This is a genomic window from Enterobacter cloacae complex sp. 397G4 (genome assembly GCF_050031515.1).
GTDB lineage: Bacteria > Pseudomonadota > Gammaproteobacteria > Enterobacterales > Enterobacteriaceae > Enterobacter > Enterobacter hormaechei_C.
This window is the reverse complement of sequence record NZ_JBLGWE010000001.1, coordinates 374,237-394,538: the sequence shown is the minus strand read 5'-3', so window position 1 is coordinate 394,538 and position 20,302 is coordinate 374,237. Positions and strand designations below refer to the sequence as shown.

The window sequence follows — 20,302 nt, the reverse complement described above, 5'->3', positions numbered from 1 at the left end:
GCGAATTTACACAAAATTCAATTATTAACAGTGGGCAATCCTGTTTACATTCAATATGTGACGAAGATAACTAAAACAGCGTTTTATTTTCGTTGAATCACAATTCCAAAGATCGCATGATAAATCCGAACACGATATCCCAGCAGCTTTCAAATGAAGGAATGCTGAACACCTGAATTTCGCTCTACAGCATAAATAACGAATCGATTGGCCCCAAAAAAGGCAATCGTTTGAATTTGTTGATCTATTTTTTGAGCTTTCCGCCAGCCATGCGGACGAGATGTGAGGGTTAATGATGAAGATTAAAGCAACAATAGAACGCATCCCGGGCGGGATGATGCTGGTCCCGCTGGTACTTGGCGCGATATTAAATACGCTAGCCCCGAATACCGGTGCTTATTTTGGCGGTTTTACAAAAGGTATGATTACCGGAACGGTACCGATTCTGGCAGTCTGGTTCTTTTGCATCGGCGCATCAATTAACTTGCGTGCAACAGGTACGGTATTACGTAAATCAGGGACGCTGGTCATTACTAAAATTGCGGTCGCCTGGGTTGTTGCCATGATCTGTGCAATGTTCATTCCGGAGAATGGAATTCAGACCGGCTTCTTTGCCGGATTATCCGTTCTGGCCATAGTCTCAGCAATGGATATGACCAACGGCGGTCTCTATGCCAGCCTGATGAATCAATATGGCACCAAAGAAGAATCGGGCGCGTTCGTGCTGATGTCCCTGGAGTCGGGTCCGCTGATGACGATGTTGATTCTGGGGTCTGCCGGCCTTGCCTCCTTTGAACCACACCATTTTGTCGGGGCGATCCTGCCGTTCCTGATTGGTTTTGCGCTGGGCAACCTCGATCACGATCTGCGTGATTTCTTCAGCAAAGCCACCCCGGTACTGATCCCGTTCTTCGGCTTCGCGTTGGGCAATACCATCAACCTGAACGTGATTCTGGAAACCGGCCTGCTGGGCATTGTGCTGGGTGTTGCCGTCATCGTCATCACGGGTATTCCACTGATTATTGCAGACCGCGTCATCGGGGGCGGCAACGGAACCGCGGGCGTGGCCGCCTCTTCGGCCGCAGGCGCTGCGGTAGCCAACCCGGTGATTATCGCCCAGATTAACCCGGCCTTTGAACCCGTGGCCGCTTCCGCCACGGCTCTGGTTGCCGCCAGCGTGATTGTGACGGCAATTCTGGTCCCTGTCATCACGGCACTGTATGCCAGACGCTTTGGGCATGTGCATGAGTCCCAAACAGAACCTGAAGCGGTAGAAATGCACCACTAACCCTTTCGCCCCCTCCTTAAAAAGAGGGGGCAATCACGTACCAAATATCTCTTCCACCATGCCATCCACCAGCCGTTTTGCCGAACAGAGTCTCGGCATCCCCAGCGCGACCGTTTGCCAGCTCTGCGTCACTGACCAGCTCACCGGATGTTTATCCGCCTGACACCAGTCCCCCAGCCAGCCCAGCATATCTTTATAATCAATCAGACCGGGAGAAGCGGGCGTCGTCAGCCACTGATGGTAAAAATGCCGGGTGGTGGGAGAAGCATTAATTCCCTGTGCCAGATAGTTTGCGGCCATGCTGCGCAGATTATCTTTCAGCATGGCCGCCACATCGCTATTCGCCAGACGACAGGCATCGCCAAACGCCCCCCAGCGCAACTCTTCCAGCACGATAAAGCAGCGGCCAGCCAGCGACCAGCCGTCATACTGCCCGGCTCGCCAGCGGGTAAAAATTTGCTCGCTGTGCTCACCCGCCTGAACCGTTAGGCCGCGCTGCGCGAGCGCTTTCTCTTTATAGGCGGCACGCTGGTTGAAATGTGCGGAGAGCTCTTCGTACTGTTGCAACAATCCGGGCGGTTGAGGGAGGCGTGGATTCACCTGCTGGCGCAGGGCTACCAGCCTGTCGGACATACGGGTCAGCGCAAGGTGTCCGGGGTCGAGCATACCGGCCAGTTTCTCCGCCAGACCCAGCCGCAGCGCTGCATTTTCGTTGAGCATTCCCGCCATTGCCCACGGCCGCAGCCGGGTCTGCGTAATGATCTCCTGCGTCAAACGCTCACGAAATTGCAGTTGCTGTGGCCCCAGGAGGGAGTGACGTGCAGCATCCGCCCCCTGGACCAAATCGACCATAAATTTTGGATGAATACACTCCAGCGTCCGCCCGGGACCGTCCAGTAGCTGTGTTGTCATGGTTGCTCTGCCGCGAATAAGGTTTGAATATCATCGCGTAACAGTCGGGTATCTTCCTGAATCCACGCCGCAGTAGTCATACTTTGCTTCAACAACTGGCTAAGCGCCCGGGTTGAATGTTCATTCTGCTGCCGCACGGCAAGGCTATCACGCAAGCTTTCCTGTAACCCGGTCAGGCACAACGAAAACTCTGCAAAGAACGTTGCCATACCTGCCGTAACAGAGACATCGACCTGCGCGGCCAAAGCTTTACGTATTTGATCGCAAAACTGATCGATATGTTGCGTAAATTTGCCATGAAGCTGAACGATGTCGATGACATAGCGTGTGCGCGTCACGACATACTCTTCCCAGCCCCAGCCGGGATTATTGAGCCAGCGCGAGACGGTATTACGTACGCTGCCTGCCCCTGCTGGCTGACTGGCGGGAGGGGTGTCCTGCACAATGGCATCATTAAATAAGCCGCGCGTATTGAAATTAAGCTGGTTTGCCTGAAACGCCGGGAAGCTAATCCGCGCCCGAAATCCGGCATGACTGAGCTGCTCCTTAATTCGCGTCTCGATGGGTCGCATCGCCTCATTCAACGATCGGGCGAGCGTAGACTCCAGCTGATCGAAGCGTAACGCCAGCTCCCGGCCAATTCTGCTCTGCGCATTCAGCATAATCTGCTCGCATGACGATCGGATCTTGCTCAGGACAATCTGCGCCTGCCCTTCATCGTCAAGCACCAGCTGCTGGATCGCATCCGCGTCGTCTGCACGCAAACTGGATGGCTCGCGCCCTGCTAAATCAAGAATAGACGGGCGGCTAAAAATGTCGCCCAGCGCCTGGTGAAGTTCCCCTTTCTGGCGAAGCAGGAATGCATCCGTTGCGTTAAGCGCCTCTTCAACTTCATGCTGGACCTCATCGCTCACCACGCTCTGCCGCTGACGCAGCATCGTCATATCCTCTTCCAGGCGCGCAATATTCAGCTCCAGCTCATCAAAAGCGACCGTCAGTCCCTGATGGCGAAAATCCAGGTATTCTCTGGCATTTTGCGCATAGTTCAGCAGCTTATGCGATGCCGACCGCAAAGCGAACAGCGAGGCGTTGGCGTAAGCCGCGTAAATCAGTTTGCGGATGGGCTGTTCGAACAGCGAATCCTCCCACAGCAGATCCGCCGCATGGCGAATATGGTCAATATCGTCCAGGTCGGCCGTTCGCCAGCGGCGGCCCAGCGCGGCCTCGGCAAAATCCTGTACCCAACGCTGATCCTGATGATCGGGAAGGCGCCCATGAACGTTCATCTCATAGCGGGCGCGGTTTGCCAGATAGGCCCACATGGAAGAGACCGGATAAATTTGCCCCGGAGAAATATTCCCTTTCATCAGCGTGCCGGAAATCATCGCCCGCACCTGCTCTTCATCGTCGCTGTTACGATCTTTCTGATCGAATTTATTGACCAGGGCATAAAGCGGCACGGATTTCCCGGCGGCCGAAATTGCCTGACGAACCTCCGCATCAGAAATGGATTTAAGCTGGGTGTAGTCCATCACCGCCAGCACGGCGGAGGCGCGCGCCAGCTGCTCACTGAGCATTTTTTGCAGGTGCGGCTGACCGGCCTCGTTCGGCCCCGGCGTGTCGAGCAGCGTCAGTTGCCCCAGGTGCGCATCCAGACCGGCGAGGTGCACAAACTCCACCTCAATCACCGGAATATGTTCAATCGCGGCATATTCAGAGAACGGAAACTCCACGCCCAGCGCCTGAGACAGCCGCACCAGATCGTTCAGGCTTTTCAGACAATGAAAGATGGGCTCCGCGCCCAGGTGATGTTTTTCAAACGCCTCACCTCTTTCTATGCGCTCCAGCAGCGTATTCATGTCCTTGTCGATTTCCAGACGCCGCGCCAGCTTGCCGCGATCTTTATCGCACAGTTTTTTCTGCAACTGGGTAATCAGGGTATCGATGGGCGAAACGTGCAAAAAATGCAGCACCGGCTCCTTCTGGCCCGGCGTATGGCGGATCAGCGTGGGAAGTGCCGTCATCGGACGATTGCGGCTCGGCAGCACTTCCGTGCCCACAATCGCATTAATGGTGGTCGATTTTCCCGCTTTCATGGTACCCACAATCGCCAGCACCATTTCGAGGCGGGTTATTTTGCGTAATTCGTTATTCAGCATCGCCTGCTGAGCGTCGACACCCCGTGCGCTAAAATGTAACGGCAAAACGTTGTTATTAACGCCGCTCATCGCAGCGGCTGTGCTATCCAGCTTTGCAATCGGCATAGATTTTAATGAATCAAGATTGTTCAGAGCGAGATGTAACAATCGTTCAGCTTCCTGGCTTAATTCAAATATGGTCTGTGTGTGCATGACAAAAGCCTTCCCTTAACGCAAATTTATTACTTTTATTAAGCCACGATGTTTTAATTATACTTTTCAGGCTTATATGATCACGTATGGAAAACATGTTCATTTAATACAACTAACTGAAGATAATGAGAATTTAAAAACCACCCTCGTAATACGTGTAAAACATCCCCTGGCCAGAAAGCCAAAAGTGAATAGACAAAACGCATTTTCAGGAAACATCAGGATATATCATCGTTATTTACCCACCAAAAAAGAGAGGTATTCCCTGGCGCCAAAAGATGTATGGCGTCAGAAGAGGATAGATAAATAACGGCTTGTTCCTTCACCTTATCCGAAATGGCACAGCGTAGCAATTTGCTGTAATAAAATATTCGATACATTTAGCATGATTACGATCTCTGCCGTACAGGGCTTAAGCTTCCCTTAATTCACTGACAGTTCGTGTCATCGCTTGCGCATTTATGCGCTATTTTTATAAAACAATATCACCGACAAAAGTGGGGATTTGCGTTATACTCGCTGCCTTTTTCGGCACACTGCCGTCATTTAGCTGGCGTTTTCCAGCGTGTTAACACTTTTGAGGATACCAACATGCAACTTCCACACTGCCCGAAATGCAATTCTGAATACACCTATGAAGACAATGGCATGTTCGTTTGCCCGGAATGCGCCCATGAATGGAACGATGCGGAGCCTGCACAGGACAGCGATGCGCTGATCGTGAAAGACGCAAACGGCAACCTGCTGGCAGACGGCGACAGCGTTACCGTTGTGAAAGATCTGAAGGTAAAAGGCAGTTCCTCCATGCTGAAGATCGGCACTAAAGTCAAAAATATCCGTCTGGTTGAAGGCGATCATAATATCGACTGCAAAATTGACGGCTTCGGTCCGATGAAACTGAAATCTGAGTTCGTGAAAAAGAACTGATTGTCCCGCCCGGTGACGCTTCGCTTACCGGGCGTTCGGGAACTACACTTAACGGGCTTTTCTTACGTGAGGTAAAGATTATGCCGTTAAGTCCCTACATCTCTTTCGCCGGCAACTGTGCGGAGGCGACCGCCTTCTATCAGCAGGCCATCGGCGCAGAACTCCTCTACAAAATCACCTTCGGCGAAATGCCCAAAGACGAAAACAGCGAAGAAGGCTGTCCGTCAGGCATGAACTTCCCGGATACCGCCATCGCCCACTCTAATGTCCGCATTGCCGGCAGCGATATCATGATGAGCGATGGTCTGCCACCCGGTAGCAGCACGCAGTACGCCGGATTTACGCTGGTGCTCGACACGCAGGACGTGGATGAAGGCAAACGCTGGTTCGACAACCTCTCTGATGGCGGCAATGTCGAAATGGCCTGGCAGGAGACTTTCTGGGCGCACGGATTCGGGAAAGTCACCGATAAATACGGCGTGCCGTGGATGATTAACGTCGTTAAGCAGCAGCACTAATTTTCGGGCGGTGGGCAGTCTGCCTCCGCCTGTCATCAAACTCCCCTCAACTCTTCAAATTCCCGCAACCGAGACTTAACCCAAATGTCATATTGATGCGCCAGCATGAGGCCACATTTATCGTGAGGCCCGGCACATGCAAACTGTCATTCGCGTCGAGAAACTGAGCAAAACCTTCCATCACAACAAGGCGCTGCATGCCGTTGATCTGACCGTCCAGCAGGGCGAAATGGTGGCGCTGTTGGGACCGTCTGGTTCAGGTAAATCCACCCTTCTTCGTCATTTGAGCGGCCTGATTACCTGTGACAAAACGCCGGAAAGCCGCGTCGAACTGCTGGGGAACACCGTGCAACATGCGGGGCGTCTGGCGAGCAATATTCGCAAAAGCCGCGCTCAGACGGGCTATATCTTTCAGCAGTTCAACCTGGTGAACCGCCTGACCGTGCTCGAGAACGTGCTGATTGGCGCGCTCGGCAGCACCCCGTTCTGGCGCACCTGCCTGCGCTGGTTCTCCCCATCCCAGAAGCAAGAAGCCTTACAGGCGCTGACCCGCGTCGGCATGGCGCATTTCGCCCACCAGCGCGTCTCCACGCTCTCCGGCGGACAGCAGCAGCGCGTCGCCATCGCCCGCGCCCTGATGCAGAAAGCCAAAATCATTCTGGCCGATGAACCTATCGCCTCGCTGGACCCGGAATCGGCCCGCATCGTGATGGAAACCCTGCGCGACATCAACCAGAACGACGGCATCACCGTGGTGGTGACGCTGCATCAGGTGGATTACGCCCTGCGCTACTGCGAGCGCATCGTCGCCCTGCGTCAGGGCCATGTGTTCTTCGATGGCGCAAGCCACCAGTTTGATAACGAACGTTTCGATCATCTCTACCGCAGCGTAAACCGCGTCGAAGAGCGCGCGCAGGCTGCTTAACGTCCCCATAACGAGGAATGGACATGAACTACAAAGCCGTTGCCGCGCTGGCCTTCACCAGCATGTTCAGCATCAGCACCCTGCTAAGCCCTGCTTACGCTGAGGAACAGGAAAAAGCGCTGAACTTTGGCATCATTTCAACGGAATCACAGCAAAACCTGAAGCCGCAGTGGGAACCGTTCCTGAAAGATATGGAAACCAAACTGGGGATCAAAGTAAACGCCTTCTTCGCCCCGGACTACGCGGGCATCATTCAGGGAATGCGCTTCAACAAAGTCGACATCGCCTGGTATGGCAACCTCTCTGCTATGGAAGCGGTAGATCGCGCGAACGGCCAGGTCTTCGCCCAGACCGTTGCGGCAGACGGCTCCCCGGGCTACTGGAGCGTGCTGATCGTTAACAAAGACAGCCCGATCAACAATCTCAACGACATGCTCGCCAAACGCAAAGAGCTGACCTTTGGTAACGGCGACCCGAACTCCACTTCCGGCTTCCTCGTCCCTGGCTATTACGTCTTCGCGAAAAACAACGTCTCCGCCAGCGACTTTAAGCGCACGGTCAACGCCAGCCACGAAACCAACGCCCTGGCCGTGGCGAATAAGCAGGTTGACGTCGCCACCAACAACACTGAAAACCTCGACAAGCTGAAGACCTCCGCGCCGGACAAGCTGAAGGAAATCAAGGTTATCTGGAAATCGCCGCTGATCCCGGGCGACCCGATCGTGTGGCGCAAAAACCTCTCTGAGAATACCAAGGACAAGGTCTACGACTTCTTTATGAACTACGGCAAAACGCCGGAAGAGAAAGCGGTTCTGGCGCGTCTGGGCTGGGCGCCGTTCCGCGCGTCCAGCGATTTGCAGCTGGTGCCGATTCGCCAGCTGGCGCTGTTCAAGCAGATGCAGGGCGTGAAGGATAACAAGGGTCTGAAGGAAGAAGAGAAGACCAGCAAAGTGTCGGAAATTCAGGCGCAGCTGGACGATCTCGACCGCCTGACCGCCGCGCTCGGTGCCATGACCAGCGTGAATAAAGCGGTGCAGTAACTTACGTCCCCTCTCCCTTGAGGGAGAGGGTTAGGGTGAGGGGGAAATGCGCACGCTGATGCCCTCACCCCGGCCCTCTCCCACAGGGAGAGGGGGAACAGATCGTAGGCCGGATAAGCGTAGCGCCATCCGGCACACAAAGACCCGCGGAGTAAAACATGCAAACCATCACCCTCCCGCCGCCAAAGCGCAGCTGGTTCTCGCTCATAAGCTGGGCCGTTCTGCTGGCGGTGCTCGTTATCTCCTGGAAGGGCGCGGAGATGGATCCGCTGCTGCTCTTCAAAGATTCCGGCAACATGGCGACCTTCGCCGCCGACTTCTTCCCGCCGGACTTCAGCCAGTGGCAGGACTACCTCGGTGAAATGGCGATCACCCTGCAAATTGCCGTCTGGGGCACCGCCCTCGCCGTGATCCTCTCCATTCCGTTTGGCCTGATGAGCGCCGAAAACATCGTGCCGTGGTGGGTTTACCAGCCGATGCGTCGCCTGATGGACGCCTGTCGCGCCATCAACGAAATGGTCTTTGCGATGCTGTTCGTGGTCGCCGTCGGCCTGGGTCCGTTCGCGGGCGTGATGGCGCTGTTCATCCACACCACCGGCGTGCTCTCCAAGCTGCTCTCCGAAGCGGTTGAAGCCATCGAGCCCGGCCCGGTGGAAGGCATCCGCGCAACCGGAGCGAACAAAATCGAAGAGATCCTGTACGGCGTCCTGCCGCAGGTGATGCCGCTGCTCATCTCCTACTCCCTGTACCGCTTCGAGTCCAACGTTCGCTCCGCCACCGTGGTCGGCATGGTGGGCGCAGGCGGCATTGGCGTCACCCTGTGGGAAGCCATTCGTGGTTTCCAGTTCCAGCAAACCTGCGCCCTGATGGTGCTCATCATCGTCACCGTGAGCCTGCTGGATTTCCTCTCTCAACGTTTGCGTAAGCACTTCATCTGAGAAGCGAGGCTTTGATTTGTATGCACTTATCCAGACATCCGACCAGTTACCCCACCCGCTGGCAAGAGATTGCGGCAAAGCTCGAAGTGGAGCTGCGCACGCACTACCGCTGCGGAGACTACCTGCCCGCTGAGCAGCAGCTTGCCGACCGCTACGAAGTGAATCGCCACACCCTGCGTCGCGCCATCGATCAACTGGTGGAGCGCGGCTGGGTCCAGCGCCGTCAGGGCGTCGGCGTACTGGTGCTGATGCGTCCGTTCGACTACCCGCTCAATGCCCAGGCGCGTTTTAGCCAGAACCTGCTCGATCAGGGCAGCCACCCCACCAGCGAAAAGCTGCTGTCAGTCCTGCGCCCCGCCTCCCGCCACGTGGCGGACGCGCTGGGGATTCAGGAGGGCGACAACGTCGTTCACCTGCGCACGTTGCGCCGGGTGAACGGCGTGGCGGTCTGTCAGATCGACCACTACTTCGCGGACCTCACCCTCTGGCCCGTGCTGCAACATTTCGCCAGCGGTTCCCTGCATGATTTTCTTCAGGACGCGACGGGTATCGCGCTCAAACGCACCCAGACGCGCATCAGCGCCCGCCGCGCGCAGGCGAAAGAGAGCAAGGTGCTGGAGATCCCCAACATGGCCCCGCTGCTCTGCGTGCGCACCCTCAACCACCGTGACGGCGACGTCAACGCAACGGAATACTCCGTCAGCCTGACCCGCGCCGACATGATTGAATTTACCATGGAGCACTGAATGCACTTCGAAACCTCCACTCGTCAGCGCTGGATGCGCGTGCTGGCCCACAGCCAGCCTGATGCGCTGGCTGCCCGCATGAGCGCGCTCGGCCTGACGCCGGACTACGACACGATCCGCGCGCCGGAGATCGGCCTGGTGCAGATCCAGGCACGCATGGGCGGCACCGGCGAGCGCTTCTTCGCCGGCGATGCCACCCTCACCCGCGCGGTGATCCGCCTGAAAAGCGGCACGCTGGGCTACGGCTACGTACTTGGGCGCGACAAAACGCACGCCGAGCGCTGCGCAGCGATCGACGCGCTTTTACAGGAACAGCCGCATTTTCAGACGTTAATGGAAACCCTTATTGCCCCGCTGGAAGCCGACCGCGCCGCACGCCTTGCCGCGCGTCAGGCCGAAGTGAATACCAGCCGGGTCGACTTCTTTACGCTCGTTCGCGGAGACAACGCATGACGCTTCAACCTGCTTTTACCCTGGCCGTCCAGGATGCCCAACAGAGTTTCCGTCGCCTGCTGAAAGCCATGAGCGAGCCGGGCGTCATTGTCTCGCTGCACCAGCTCTCCCAGGGCTGGCTGCCGCTGAACCTCGCCTCGACCAGCGTGCTGCTGACCCTGGCGGACAACGACACCCCGGTATGGCTGTCAGGCGCATTGCTGAACGATATCGCCAGCCAGAACCTGCGCTTTCACACCAACGCGCCGCTGGTCGAGCAGCCCCAGCAGGCGGTCTTCGCCGTGGCCGACGAGCAAATCAGCCACGAACAGCTTAACGCCCTGAGCGAAGGCAGCGCCGTCGCACCAGAAACCAGCGCTACGCTGATTTTGCAGGTCTCCAGCCTGAGCGGTGGCCGCATGCTGCGCCTGACGGGTGCAGGGATTGCCGACGAGCGGATGGTCGCCCCCCAGCTGCCGGAGTGCATCATTCATGAGCTGACCGAGCGCCCGCATCCGTTCCCGCTCGGTATCGACCTGATCCTGACCTGCGGCGAGCGCCTGCTGGCGATCCCGAGAACCACTCACGTGGAGGTGTGCTGATGTACGTTGCCGTCAAAGGGGGCGAGAAGGCGATCGCCGCCGCCCATGCCTTGCAGGCGCACAGACGCCGGGGGGATGACGCCCTTCCCGAGCTGAGCGTCGCCCAGATTGAACAGCAGTTAAACCTGGCCGTCGACCGCGTGATGACCGAAGGCGGCATCGCGGACCGCGAACTGGCGGCGCTGGCGCTGAAACAGGCCAGCGGCGATAACGTGGAAGCCATCTTCCTGCTGCGCGCTTACCGCACTACGCTTGCGAAGCTGGCGGTTAGCGAGCCGGTGAATACGGCGGAAATGCGATTAGAGCGCCGTATTTCTGCGGTGTACAAAGATATTCCTGGCGGCCAGCTGCTTGGTCCGACCTACGACTACACCCATCGCCTGCTGGACTTCACTCTGCTGGCGAACGGTGAAACACCGCAGCTCAGCGTCTCTGACGCTGAACAAGACGCCTCCCCGCACGTCTTTAGCCTGCTGGCAAACCAGGGGCTGGCGAAGGCGGAAGAGGACACCGGCAGCACACCGGATGACATCACCCGCACGCCGCCGGTCTATCCCTGTTCGCGCTCGTCCCGCCTGCAACAGCTGATGCGCGGTGACGAAGGGTATCTGCTGGCGCTGGCCTACTCCACGCAGCGCGGCTACGGGCGCAACCACCCGTTCGCGGCAGAGATCCGCAGCGGTTATATCGACATTGAAATCGTGCCGGAAGAGCTGGGTTTTGCGGTGAACATCGGCGAACTGCTGATGACCGAGTGCGAAATGGTCAACGGTTTTGTCGCGCCAGAGAATGAAGATCCGCACTTTACGCGCGGCTACGGGCTGGTGTATGGCCTGAGCGAGCGCAAGGCGATGGCGATGGCGCTGGTTGACCGTGCGCTCCAGGCGCCGGACTACGGCGAGCATATTGCAGGCCCGGCACAGGACGAAGAGTTCGTGCTGGCCCACGCGGATAACGTTGAGGCCGCCGGCTTTGTCTCGCACCTCAAGCTGCCGCACTACGTCGATTTCCAGGCCGAACTGGAACTGCTGAAACGCCTGCAACGGGAGCGCGCCAATGTCTAACTTAAGCGGCTACAACTTTGCCTATCTGGACGAACAAACTAAACGCATGATCCGCCGCGCCATCCTGAAGGCAGTGGCGATCCCCGGCTACCAGGTGCCATTCGGCGGCCGCGAAATGCCAATGCCCTACGGCTGGGGCACCGGCGGTATTCAGATCACCGCCAGCGTGATCGGCGAAGCGGACGTGCTTAAGGTCATCGACCAGGGGGCAGACGACACCACCAACGCCGTGTCGATCCGCAACTTCTTTAAGCGCGTAACGGGCGTTAATACTACCGAAAAAACCGAAGACGCGACGCTGATCCAGACCCGTCACCGCATTCCGGAGACCCCGCTGACTGAAGATCAGATTTTGATTTTCCAGGTGCCGATCCCGGAGCCGCTGCGTTTTATTGAGCCGCGGGAAACCGAAACCCGCACCATGCACGCCCTGGAAGAGTACGGGATCATGCAGGTCAAACTGTATGAGGACATCGCCCGCTTCGGCCATATCGCCACCACCTACGCCTACCCGGTGAAGGTGAACGGCCGCTACGTGATGGACCCGTCGCCGATCCCGAAATTCGATAACCCGAAGATGGACATGATGCCCGCCCTGCAACTTTTTGGCGCCGGACGTGAAAAACGCATCTACGCCGTACCGCCGTACACCCGTGTGGAGAGCCTGGATTTTGACGATCACCCGTTTACGGTGCAGGAGTGGGACGAGCCGTGCGCCATCTGCGGTTCGAAGCATAGCTATCTGGATGAAGTGGTGCTGGACGACACGGGCAAACGGATGTTTGTCTGCTCCGACACCGATTACTGCCGCCAACAGAGCGAGGCGAACAGCCAATGAAACCGCTGCTTTCGGTTAATAACCTGACTCACCTTTATGCGCCGGGCAAAGGCTTTAGCGACGTGTCGTTTGAGCTGTGGCCGGGCGAAGTGCTGGGCATTGTCGGCGAGTCCGGCTCCGGTAAAACCACCCTGCTGAAGTCCATCTCCTCGCGCCTGACGCCGCAGAATGGCGACATTTTGTATGAGGGCGTGTCGCTGTATGGCATGAGTGAAGCCGATCGCCGCCGCCTGCTGCGCACCGAGTGGGGCGTGGTGCACCAGCACCCGATGGATGGCCTGCGCCGCCAGGTGTCGGCGGGGGGCAACATCGGCGAACGGCTGATGGCCACCGGCGCGCGCCACTACGGCAACATCCGCGCCACGGCGCAGCACTGGCTGGAAGAGGTTGAAATTCCCGCCTCGCGCATCGACGACCTGCCGACCACCTTCTCCGGCGGCATGCAGCAGCGTTTACAGATTGCCCGCAATCTCGTCACCCATCCGAAGCTGGTGTTTATGGATGAACCGACCGGCGGGCTGGACGTCTCTGTGCAGGCTCGCCTGCTCGACCTGCTGCGCGGCCTGGTGGTGGAGCTAAACCTGGCGGTGGTGATTGTCACCCACGATTTAGGCGTTGCGCGCCTGCTGGCGGACCGCTTGCTGGTGATGAAGCAGGGTCAGGTGGTGGAAAGTGGGTTAACCGACCGCGTGCTCGACGATCCCCATCATCCGTATACCCAGCTGCTGGTGTCGTCCGTATTGCAGAACTGAGGGCGCGGTTGCCGGGTGGCGCTGCGCTTACCCGGTCTACGAACACCGCACCTTGTAGGCCGGGTAAGGCGAAGCCGCCACCCGGCAAAACGAACACCGCACCCGTAGGCCGGGTAAGGCGAAACCGCCACCCGGCAAAACGAACACCGCACCCGTAGGCCGGGTAAGGCGAAGCCGCCACCCGGCAAAACGAATCGCGAGGCCAAAATGATCCACGTTGAAAATGTCAGTAAAACCTTTGTGCTCCACCAGCAAAACGGCGTCCGCCTGCCGGTACTGCAAAATGCCTCGTTAGAGGTCAGCAACGGCGAATGCGTGGTGCTGCATGGCCATTCCGGCAGCGGAAAATCCACCCTGCTGCGCTCCCTGTATGCCAACTACCTGCCGGACGAAGGCCATATTCATATTCGCCATAACAATGAATGGGTCGATCTGGTTCAGGCTCCCGCGCGCAAAGTGCTGGAAGTGCGCCGCTCGACGATCGGCTGGGTCAGCCAGTTCCTGCGAGTGATCCCGCGGATCTCCGCCCTGGACGTGGTCATGCAACCCCTGCTGGATCTCGGCGTGCCGCGCGAAACCTGCGCCGCTAAAGCCGCCAGCCTGCTGACGCGCCTCAACGTACCGGAGCGTCTGTGGCACCTCGCCCCGTCGACCTTTTCCGGCGGCGAGCAGCAGCGCGTCAACATCGCCCGCGGCTTTATCGTCGATTACCCGATTTTACTCCTGGATGAACCCACCGCCTCGCTCGACAGTAAGAACAGCGCAGCGGTGATGGAACTGATCGAACAGGCCAAAGCGCGCGGCGCGGCGATCGTCGGGATCTTCCACGACGCCGCCGTACGCCAACGCGTGGCGGACAGACTGCACCCGATGGGGACAAACGTATGATTATCAATAATGTCAGGCTGGTGCTGGAAAATGAGGTCGTGAACGGCTCGGTTGAGGTGCGGGACGGTGTCATCCGCGCCTTTGCCGAAACCCGGAGCCACACTCCTGAAGCGATGGACGGCGAAGGCGGCTGGCTGCTACCGGGGCTGATTGAGCTGCATACCGATAATCTCGATAAATTCTTCACCCCGCGCCCAAAGGTGGACTGGCCTGCTCATTCAGCGATGAGCAGCCACGACGCGCTGATGGTCGCCAGCGGCATCACCACCGTGCTGGACGCGGTGGCGATTGGCGACGTGCGCGACGGCGGCGATCGCCTGGAGAACCTGGAGAAGATGATCAACGCCGTGGAGGAGACGCAAAAGCGCGGCCTCAACCGCGCCGAGCACCGCCTGCACCTGCGCTGCGAGCTGCCGCACCACACCACCCTGCCGCTGTTTGAGAAGCTGGTGGGCCGCGAGCCGGTCTCGCTGGTTTCCCTGATGGATCACTCGCCGGGGCAGCGCCAGTTCGCCAACATTGAAAAGTATCGCGAATACTATCAGGGCAAATATTCGCTCAACGACGCGGAGATGGCGCGCTACGAAGAAGAGCAGCTCCAGCTTGCGGCCCAGTGGTCGCAGCCGAATCGCCTCTCCATTGCCGCGATGTGCCGGGACCGGAATATTGCCCTGGCCAGCCATGACGACGCCACGCACGATCACGTGCGCGAATCCCACCAGCTTGGCAGCGTGATAGCTGAATTTCCCACCACGTTTGAAGCGGCAGAGGCATCGCGTAAGCACGGCATGAACGTCCTGATGGGCGCGCCAAATATCGTGCGCGGCGGATCGCACTCCGGCAACGTGGCGGCAAGCAGGCTCGCCTCGCTCGGCCTGCTGGATATCCTCTCCTCTGACTATTACCCCGCCAGCCTGCTGGACGCGGCCTTCCGCGTCGCGGACGACGAGAACAACAGCTTCACGCTGCCACAGGCGATTCGCCTGGTGACGAAAAACCCGGCCAGCGCGCTTAATCTTCACGATCGCGGTGAAATTGCCGAGGGGAAACGGGCCGATCTGGTGCTCGCCCACCGTAAGGGCGAGCACATTCATATCGACCACGTCTGGCGTCAGGGAAAAAGGGTATTCTGATGGGAAGACTCATCTGGTTAATGGGCCCGTCCGGCTCTGGGAAGGACAGCCTGCTGTCGGCGTTACGGCAGCGGGAACATTCACAGCTGCTGGTCGCGCACCGCTATATCACGCGCGATGCCAACGCCGGAAGCGAGAACCATATCGCCCTGAGCGAGCAGGAGTTTTTTACCCGCGCCGGACAAAACCTGCTGGCGCTGAGCTGGCATGCCAACGGTTACTACTATGGCGTCGGTATTGAGATTGACCTCTGGCTGCATGCGGGGTTCGACGTGCTGGTTAACGGCTCGCGGGCGCATCTCCCGCAGGCTCGCGCCCGGTACGAAGCGGCGCTGCTCCCGGTCTGTTTGCAGGTTTCCCCGGACGTTCTGCGTAGCCGGCTGCAAAAGCGGGGGCGCGAAAACGCGCGCGAGATCGACCAGCGGCTGGAACGGGCGGCGCGCTACACCCCGTCGGGTTGCCATCTCCTCAATAACGACGGAAGTTTGCTACAGTCAGTCGAGACCTTGCTATCGCTTATTCGCCAGAAGGAGAAACAGCATGCCTGACTGCCAGCTTCGCCCCGCCACCGCCGACGATGCGCCGATCGTTTACGCGCTGATCTGCGAACTTAAGCAGGCCGAGTTCGATCATCAGGCGTTTCACGCCGGGTATCTGGCCAACTTGCAGGATCACAATATGCGTTACCAGCTGGCCGAGCTGGACGGGCAGATCATCGGTATGATCGGCCTGCATATGCAGTTTCACCTGCATCACGCCCGCTGGATCGGCGAGATCCAGGAGCTGGTGGTGATGCCGCAGGCGCGCGGATTAAAAGTGGGCAGCCAGCTGCTGGCCTGGGCAGAGGACGTCGCGCGACAGGCAGGCGCCGAGCTGACCGAGCTTTCCACCAGCGTGAAGCGCGTGGACGCGCACCGTTTTTATGTTCGTGAAGGATATACGCAAAGCCATTTCCGCTTCACCAAACCGCTGTAGAGGTGCGTTATGAGTCTGACGATCACGCTGACAGGAACCGGAGGGGCGCAGCTGGTGCCGGTGTTTGGCTGCGACTGCGCGGCGTGCCGACGGGCGCGTTTACAGGAAAATTATCGCCGTCGCCCCTGTAGCGCGGCGGTGAAATTCAACGATTCGGTCACCTTGCTGGACGCGGGTATTCCACACCTGATGGACGACTGGCCCGCGGGGAGTTTCAGGCAGTTTTTGCTTACCCATTATCATATGGATCACGTTCAGGGGCTGTTTCCTCTGCGCTGGGGCGTGGGGGCGACCATTCCGGTTTACGGTCCGCCGGACGACGCAGGCTGTGACGACCTGTTCAAACATCCGGGCCTTCTGGATTTCAGCCACACGGTGGAGCCGTTTGTGATGTTTGAACTTCAGGGCTTACGGGTCACGCCGCTGCCGCTCAACCATTCAAAACTCACGTTTGGCTATCTGCTGGAGTCCGCCCACAGCCGCGTGGCGTGGCTTTCAGATACCGCCGGGCTACCGGATAAAACGGTGACGTTTCTGCTAAACAATCAGCCGCAGGCGATGATTATCGACTGTAGCCATGAACCGCGCCCGGAAACGCCGCGCAACCATTGTGATTTGAATACGGTGATTGCGCTGAACGGGGTGATTGGCTGTCCGCAGGTGATCCTGACGCATATCAGCCATCAGTTTGACGTGTGGATGATGGATAACCCGCTGCCGGACGGCATTGAAGCGGGCTATGACGGGATGGTACTGGTACTGGATTAGGTTTTGCCGGGTGGCGGCTGCGCCTTACCCGGCCTACGCGTTGCGATACCGGGGTTTACTACCGATCGTAATCGTCCTCTAACCGGCGCTCATCCTCTTCTAAGCGACGACGATCGTCATCCAGCTGGCGCTGACGCTCGTCTAAACGCTGGCGTCGATCTTCTAACTGCCGACGACGATCGTCGTACTGTCGACTGTCGGTTTGACGGCTGCGATCGTAACGATCGTCGTCATCATCATTACGGCTGCTGCCGGGGTTATAGGCGTCGTTGATCGCCTGCTGAATATTGCCAATGGCATCATCAATCACATCGGCATGCGCCAGTTGGCTGGTTAAAGTCAGCAGACCCAATAACAGAGCGGTAGAGTAACGTTTCATAAGGCCAGACTCGCAGGTGAACTGGCCTTACGGTAATGAATGGCAGGGAACCGGGGTAGCGGAGGAATCTCAATTCCTGGCCTGTTCAATCGCCCCTATCGCATCGACTCGCGCCTGATGTCGTCCCCCTTCAAACGGTGCATTTAGCCAGGCATCGACGATCATTTTTGCGAGCTCCAGTCCGACCACGCGCGAACCAAATGCCAGCACATTCGTGTTGTTATGCTGCCTTGAAAGCTGAGCTGAATAAGGTTCGCTACAGACCACTGCGCGGATGCCCGGGAACTTATTGGCCGTAATGGAGATCCCTACCCCCGTTCCGCAGATCAGGATGCCGCCATCCACCTCCTTATCGATAATAGCCTGTGCAACCGCGCTGGCATAATACGGGTAGTCAGTACGCTCCGGGGAACAGGTGCCTTTATCCACCACGTCGATGCCACGCGCGCGCAGATGGGCCAGAATATCCTCTTTCAGCATAAAACCTACGTGATCGCAGCCAAATGCAATCTTTTTCATAATAAACCTCATCGTGGGTTAACTTTACGAACTCGATGGAGTTGTGATTTAAGACCGGTCAGTTGTGCAATAAAACCTCAAAACCATCGAGTTCTGCGCGTGTTCTACACCCATGACTTTGACATTTCAACTCTCTCATGACGATATATTTCTTACGGCATGCATTAAAATCCGTTAACGTGTCATAATTATATTATTGATTTTCAAGGGAATCCTAAAGCAACCGCCCATCAAAACTTCACAGACAATAAAACTTTATGAATTTTAAAACATTGTGAAGTTACCAGCATATTTTCATGCCAGAGTGTGGTGATATAGTGTCGTCTTCATTTTTAAGGACAAAAGAGAGCGATGAGTCAGTCAGAATTTAAAAAAGAGCTGCCTAACGGCATTGGCCTTGCACCGTACCTGCGCATGAAGCAGGAAGGCATGACCGACAACGAAAGCCGTATCGTCGACTGGCTGCTCCAGCCGGGTAACCTGAGCGGCGCGCCTGCGATTAAAGACGTTGCCGAAACGCTGATGGTGTCGGAAGCGATGATCGTGAAAGTGGCCAAACTGCTCGGCTTTAGCGGTTTCCGTAACCTGCGTGCGGCGCTGGTCGACTACTTCTCGCAATCCGAACAAGTATTACCTGCGGAACTCGCTTTTGATGAAGCACCACAGGATGTGGTTAACAAAGTGTTCAATATTACGCTGCGCACCATTATGGAAGGCCAGTCGATAGTGAACGTGGATGAAATTCACCGCGCGGCACGTTTCTTCGCCCAAGCCAACCAGCGCGATCTGTACGGTGTGGGTGGTTCTAACGCTATTTGTGCCGACATCCAGCATAAGTTTCTACGCATCGGCGTGCGCTGCCAGTCGTATCAGGACGCGCACATTATGATGATGTCGGCATCGCTGCTGAAGGAAGGGGATGTGGTACTGGTGGTCTCCCATTCCGGCCGCACCAGTGATGTGAAAGCAGCAGTTGAGTTAGCAAAAAAGAACGGCGCCAAAATTATCTGTATTACCCATAGCTACCATTCGCCGATTGCTAAACTTGCTGATTATATTATTTGTTCGCCAGCACCAGAGACCCCGTTATTAGGGCGCAACGCCTCCGCGCGTATATTACAGCTTACATTATTAGATGCGTTATTTGTTTCCGTTGCACAACAAAATATCGAACAGGCCACACTTAATATGCAAAAAACCGGCGCTATTGTGGATTTCTTCTCTCCTGGCGCACTGAAGTAAATTAAAAGGTTAATCCTGCTCAGGCGGGATTAACAACAACATACCCTACATTGAGAACACTGCTATGAATAAATATCTGAAATATTTCAGCGGCGCCGCTATGGGCTTAATGTTATCCACCAGCGCGTTTGCTGCTGCGGAATATGCGGTGGTATTAAAAACGCTCTCCAATCCATTCTGGGTGGATATGAAGAAAGGGATTAAAGATGAAGCCAAAACCCTGGGAGTAAGCGTTGATATTTTTGCCTCGCCGTCAGAAGGGGATTTTCAGTCCCAGCTACAGCTGTTCGAAGATCTGAGTAATAAAAAATACAAGGGTATCGCTTTTGCCCCACTCTCCTCCGTGAATCTGGTCATGCCCGTCGCGCGCGCCTGGCAGAAAGGTCTCTATCTGGTGAATCTCGATGAAAAAATCGATATGGATAACCTGAAAAAAGCAGGTGGCAATGTAGAGGGGTTTGTCACAACGGACAACGTGGCCGTCGGCGCAAAAGGGGCCGATTTTATTATCAATAAACTTGGTGCGGAGGGGGGCGAAGTCGCAATCATTGAGGGTAAAGCCGGTAACGCATCGGGCGAGGCGCGCCGCAATGGCGCAACAGAAGCCTTCAAAAAAGCAAACCAAATTAAGCTGGTTGCCAGCCAGCCCGCCGACTGGGATCGCATTAAAGCTCTGGATGTGGCAACCAACGTGCTGCAACGAAACCCGAATCTGAAAGCCTTCTACTGCGCGAACGATACCATGGCGATGGGCGTGGCACAGGCGGTGGCAAACGCCGGTAAAATCGGCAAAGTGCTGGTGGTCGGCACCGATGGTATCCCAGAGGCGCGTAAGATGGTCGAAGCCGGTCAGATGACGGCAACCGTCGCACAAAACCCGGCGGACATCGGGGCGACCGGCCTGAAATTAATGGTGGATGCCGCGAAAACCGGGAAAGTCATCCCGCTGGAAAAAACGCCTGAATTCAAGTTGGTGGATTCGATTCTGGTGACAAAATAACGCAGAACTGTGCGGCTTGATGCCCTCACTCCGGCCCTCTCCCACAGGGAGAGGGTGAACAGAGA

The 20,302-nt window shown here is 57.0% G+C and carries 23 protein-coding genes; 19 read left to right on the top strand and 4 right to left on the bottom strand.

Annotated features, from left to right (window positions below; translation table 11 throughout):
• Positions 1-295: 295 nt before the first annotated feature.
• Entirely contained in the window at positions 296-1,288 is a 993-nt protein-coding gene (gene kdgT / locus ACQG1Y_RS01890; protein WP_126766347.1) for a 2-keto-3-deoxygluconate transporter, read from the top strand.
• Positions 1,289-1,321: 33 nt separating this feature from the next.
• Here the strand turns inward: kdgT and ACQG1Y_RS01885 are convergent, their stop codons facing one another.
• Complete coding sequence (locus ACQG1Y_RS01885) at positions 1,322-2,200, bottom strand: diguanylate cyclase regulator RdcB family protein (RefSeq protein WP_023295782.1); 879 nt, start codon at positions 2,198-2,200, stop codon at positions 1,322-1,324.
• Complete coding sequence (gene crfC / locus ACQG1Y_RS01880) at positions 2,197-4,551, bottom strand: clamp-binding protein CrfC (protein ID WP_414234815.1); 2,355 nt, start codon at positions 4,549-4,551, stop codon at positions 2,197-2,199. Before crfC ends, ACQG1Y_RS01885 begins: the two co-directional genes overlap by 4 nt.
• Before the next feature lie 591 nt (positions 4,552-5,142).
• Between crfC and ACQG1Y_RS01875 the strand changes: the two genes are divergently transcribed.
• The 16 genes from ACQG1Y_RS01875 (at position 5,143) to phnP (ending at position 17,097) form a co-directional block, all read left to right on the top strand.
• Complete coding sequence (locus ACQG1Y_RS01875; protein ID WP_003860206.1) at positions 5,143-5,478, top strand: zinc ribbon domain-containing protein YjdM; 336 nt, start codon at positions 5,143-5,145, stop codon at positions 5,476-5,478.
• Positions 5,479-5,558: 80 nt separating this feature from the next.
• The gene (gene yjdN, locus ACQG1Y_RS01870) at positions 5,559-5,996 is read left to right on the top strand and encodes a VOC family metalloprotein YjdN (protein WP_045327679.1); all 438 of its coding nucleotides are present in this window, start codon (positions 5,559-5,561) and stop codon (positions 5,994-5,996) included.
• A gap of 136 nt (positions 5,997-6,132) precedes the next feature.
• Positions 6,133-6,921, top strand: a complete 789-nt coding sequence (gene phnC, locus ACQG1Y_RS01865) for a phosphonate ABC transporter ATP-binding protein (protein ID WP_368740775.1) — start codon at positions 6,133-6,135, stop codon at positions 6,919-6,921.
• A 23-nt stretch (positions 6,922-6,944) separates the two neighbouring features.
• The gene (gene phnD / locus ACQG1Y_RS01860) at positions 6,945-7,961 is read left to right on the top strand and encodes a phosphonate ABC transporter substrate-binding protein (RefSeq protein WP_032104778.1); all 1,017 of its coding nucleotides are present in this window, start codon (positions 6,945-6,947) and stop codon (positions 7,959-7,961) included.
• A 158-nt stretch (positions 7,962-8,119) separates the two neighbouring features.
• The gene (gene phnE / locus ACQG1Y_RS01855) at positions 8,120-8,899 is read left to right on the top strand and encodes a phosphonate ABC transporter, permease protein PhnE (protein ID WP_032620758.1); all 780 of its coding nucleotides are present in this window, start codon (positions 8,120-8,122) and stop codon (positions 8,897-8,899) included.
• Positions 8,900-8,919: 20 nt separating this feature from the next.
• Entirely contained in the window at positions 8,920-9,645 is a 726-nt protein-coding gene (gene phnF, locus ACQG1Y_RS01850) for a phosphonate metabolism transcriptional regulator PhnF (protein WP_006810434.1), read from the top strand.
• A complete protein-coding gene (gene phnG / locus ACQG1Y_RS01845; RefSeq protein ID WP_032668800.1) occupies positions 9,646-10,098 on the top strand; it encodes a phosphonate C-P lyase system protein PhnG in 453 nt (150 codons plus the stop codon).
• Entirely contained in the window at positions 10,095-10,679 is a 585-nt protein-coding gene (phnH, locus tag ACQG1Y_RS01840; protein ID WP_003860219.1) for a phosphonate C-P lyase system protein PhnH, read from the top strand. The genes phnG and phnH overlap by 4 nt, the downstream gene beginning before the upstream one ends.
• Positions 10,679-11,743, top strand: a complete 1,065-nt coding sequence (locus ACQG1Y_RS01835) for a carbon-phosphorus lyase complex subunit PhnI (protein WP_032646905.1) — start codon at positions 10,679-10,681, stop codon at positions 11,741-11,743. Before phnH ends, ACQG1Y_RS01835 begins: the two co-directional genes overlap by 1 nt.
• Complete coding sequence (gene phnJ / locus ACQG1Y_RS01830) at positions 11,736-12,581, top strand: alpha-D-ribose 1-methylphosphonate 5-phosphate C-P-lyase PhnJ (RefSeq protein WP_023302939.1); 846 nt, start codon at positions 11,736-11,738, stop codon at positions 12,579-12,581. Before ACQG1Y_RS01835 ends, phnJ begins: the two co-directional genes overlap by 8 nt.
• Entirely contained in the window at positions 12,578-13,333 is a 756-nt protein-coding gene (gene phnK, locus ACQG1Y_RS01825) for a phosphonate C-P lyase system protein PhnK (protein WP_368740774.1), read from the top strand. Before phnJ ends, phnK begins: the two co-directional genes overlap by 4 nt.
• A gap of 207 nt (positions 13,334-13,540) precedes the next feature.
• Complete coding sequence (gene phnL, locus ACQG1Y_RS01820; RefSeq protein ID WP_040118264.1) at positions 13,541-14,221, top strand: phosphonate C-P lyase system protein PhnL; 681 nt, start codon at positions 13,541-13,543, stop codon at positions 14,219-14,221.
• Positions 14,218-15,354 carry an alpha-D-ribose 1-methylphosphonate 5-triphosphate diphosphatase gene (phnM, locus tag ACQG1Y_RS01815; RefSeq protein WP_047637881.1) on the top strand — a complete coding sequence of 379 codons (1,137 nt, stop codon included), beginning with the start codon at positions 14,218-14,220 and terminating at the stop codon, positions 15,352-15,354. The genes phnL and phnM overlap by 4 nt, the downstream gene beginning before the upstream one ends.
• Positions 15,351-15,902: a ribose 1,5-bisphosphokinase gene (phnN, locus tag ACQG1Y_RS01810; protein ID WP_032104477.1), complete on the top strand. Its 552-nt coding sequence runs from the start codon at positions 15,351-15,353 to the stop codon at positions 15,900-15,902. Before phnM ends, phnN begins: the two co-directional genes overlap by 4 nt.
• The gene (gene phnO / locus ACQG1Y_RS01805) at positions 15,895-16,329 is read left to right on the top strand and encodes an aminoalkylphosphonate N-acetyltransferase (RefSeq protein WP_015570217.1); all 435 of its coding nucleotides are present in this window, start codon (positions 15,895-15,897) and stop codon (positions 16,327-16,329) included. Before phnN ends, phnO begins: the two co-directional genes overlap by 8 nt.
• A 9-nt stretch (positions 16,330-16,338) precedes the next feature.
• Positions 16,339-17,097: a phosphonate metabolism protein PhnP gene (gene phnP, locus ACQG1Y_RS01800; RefSeq protein ID WP_252065054.1), complete on the top strand. Its 759-nt coding sequence runs from the start codon at positions 16,339-16,341 to the stop codon at positions 17,095-17,097.
• A gap of 58 nt (positions 17,098-17,155) precedes the next feature.
• On the opposite strand, the gene yjdP is transcribed toward phnP, so the two are convergent.
• Positions 17,156-17,476, bottom strand: coding sequence for a DDRRRQL repeat protein YjdP (yjdP, locus tag ACQG1Y_RS01795; protein WP_006810445.1), 321 nt, complete (start codon positions 17,474-17,476; stop codon positions 17,156-17,158).
• A gap of 69 nt (positions 17,477-17,545) precedes the next feature.
• Positions 17,546-17,995, bottom strand: coding sequence for a bifunctional allose-6-phosphate isomerase/ribose-5-phosphate isomerase RpiB (rpiB, locus tag ACQG1Y_RS01790; protein WP_023295775.1), 450 nt, complete (start codon positions 17,993-17,995; stop codon positions 17,546-17,548).
• Between the two features lie 351 nt (positions 17,996-18,346).
• On the opposite strand from rpiB, the gene ACQG1Y_RS01785 reads away from it, so the two are divergent.
• Positions 18,347-19,237 (top strand): MurR/RpiR family transcriptional regulator, encoded by an 891-nt coding sequence (locus ACQG1Y_RS01785; protein ID WP_015570213.1) that lies wholly within the window; start codon positions 18,347-18,349, stop codon positions 19,235-19,237.
• Between the two features lie 64 nt (positions 19,238-19,301).
• The gene (gene alsB, locus ACQG1Y_RS01780) at positions 19,302-20,237 is read left to right on the top strand and encodes a D-allose transporter substrate-binding protein (protein WP_368740773.1); all 936 of its coding nucleotides are present in this window, start codon (positions 19,302-19,304) and stop codon (positions 20,235-20,237) included.
• The last annotated feature ends 65 nt before the right edge of the window (positions 20,238-20,302 follow it).

What these genes read in the sequence shown, in the direction of transcription:
- kdgT (WP_126766347.1), top strand. Translation starts at nt 296, where the DNA reads ATGAAGATTAAAGCAACAATAGAACGCATCCCGGGCGGGATGATGCTG.
- ACQG1Y_RS01885 (WP_023295782.1), bottom strand. Translation starts at nt 2,200, where the DNA reads ATGACAACACAGCTACTGGACGGTCCCGGGCGGACGCTGGAGTGTATT.
- crfC (WP_414234815.1), bottom strand. Translation starts at nt 4,551, where the DNA reads ATGCACACACAGACCATATTTGAATTAAGCCAGGAAGCTGAACGATTG.
- ACQG1Y_RS01875 (WP_003860206.1), top strand. Translation starts at nt 5,143, where the DNA reads ATGCAACTTCCACACTGCCCGAAATGCAATTCTGAATACACCTATGAA.
- yjdN (WP_045327679.1), top strand. Translation starts at nt 5,559, where the DNA reads ATGCCGTTAAGTCCCTACATCTCTTTCGCCGGCAACTGTGCGGAGGCG.
- phnC (WP_368740775.1), top strand. Translation starts at nt 6,133, where the DNA reads ATGCAAACTGTCATTCGCGTCGAGAAACTGAGCAAAACCTTCCATCAC.
- phnD (WP_032104778.1), top strand. Translation starts at nt 6,945, where the DNA reads ATGAACTACAAAGCCGTTGCCGCGCTGGCCTTCACCAGCATGTTCAGC.
- phnE (WP_032620758.1), top strand. Translation starts at nt 8,120, where the DNA reads ATGCAAACCATCACCCTCCCGCCGCCAAAGCGCAGCTGGTTCTCGCTC.
- phnF (WP_006810434.1), top strand. Translation starts at nt 8,920, where the DNA reads ATGCACTTATCCAGACATCCGACCAGTTACCCCACCCGCTGGCAAGAG.
- phnG (WP_032668800.1), top strand. Translation starts at nt 9,646, where the DNA reads ATGCACTTCGAAACCTCCACTCGTCAGCGCTGGATGCGCGTGCTGGCC.
- phnH (WP_003860219.1), top strand. Translation starts at nt 10,095, where the DNA reads ATGACGCTTCAACCTGCTTTTACCCTGGCCGTCCAGGATGCCCAACAG.
- ACQG1Y_RS01835 (WP_032646905.1), top strand. Translation starts at nt 10,679, where the DNA reads ATGTACGTTGCCGTCAAAGGGGGCGAGAAGGCGATCGCCGCCGCCCAT.
- phnJ (WP_023302939.1), top strand. Translation starts at nt 11,736, where the DNA reads ATGTCTAACTTAAGCGGCTACAACTTTGCCTATCTGGACGAACAAACT.
- phnK (WP_368740774.1), top strand. Translation starts at nt 12,578, where the DNA reads ATGAAACCGCTGCTTTCGGTTAATAACCTGACTCACCTTTATGCGCCG.
- phnL (WP_040118264.1), top strand. Translation starts at nt 13,541, where the DNA reads ATGATCCACGTTGAAAATGTCAGTAAAACCTTTGTGCTCCACCAGCAA.
- phnM (WP_047637881.1), top strand. Translation starts at nt 14,218, where the DNA reads ATGATTATCAATAATGTCAGGCTGGTGCTGGAAAATGAGGTCGTGAAC.
- phnO (WP_015570217.1), top strand. Translation starts at nt 15,895, where the DNA reads ATGCCTGACTGCCAGCTTCGCCCCGCCACCGCCGACGATGCGCCGATC.
- phnP (WP_252065054.1), top strand. Translation starts at nt 16,339, where the DNA reads ATGAGTCTGACGATCACGCTGACAGGAACCGGAGGGGCGCAGCTGGTG.
- yjdP (WP_006810445.1), bottom strand. Translation starts at nt 17,476, where the DNA reads ATGAAACGTTACTCTACCGCTCTGTTATTGGGTCTGCTGACTTTAACC.
- rpiB (WP_023295775.1), bottom strand. Translation starts at nt 17,995, where the DNA reads ATGAAAAAGATTGCATTTGGCTGCGATCACGTAGGTTTTATGCTGAAA.
- ACQG1Y_RS01785 (WP_015570213.1), top strand. Translation starts at nt 18,347, where the DNA reads ATGAGTCAGTCAGAATTTAAAAAAGAGCTGCCTAACGGCATTGGCCTT.
- alsB (WP_368740773.1), top strand. Translation starts at nt 19,302, where the DNA reads ATGAATAAATATCTGAAATATTTCAGCGGCGCCGCTATGGGCTTAATG.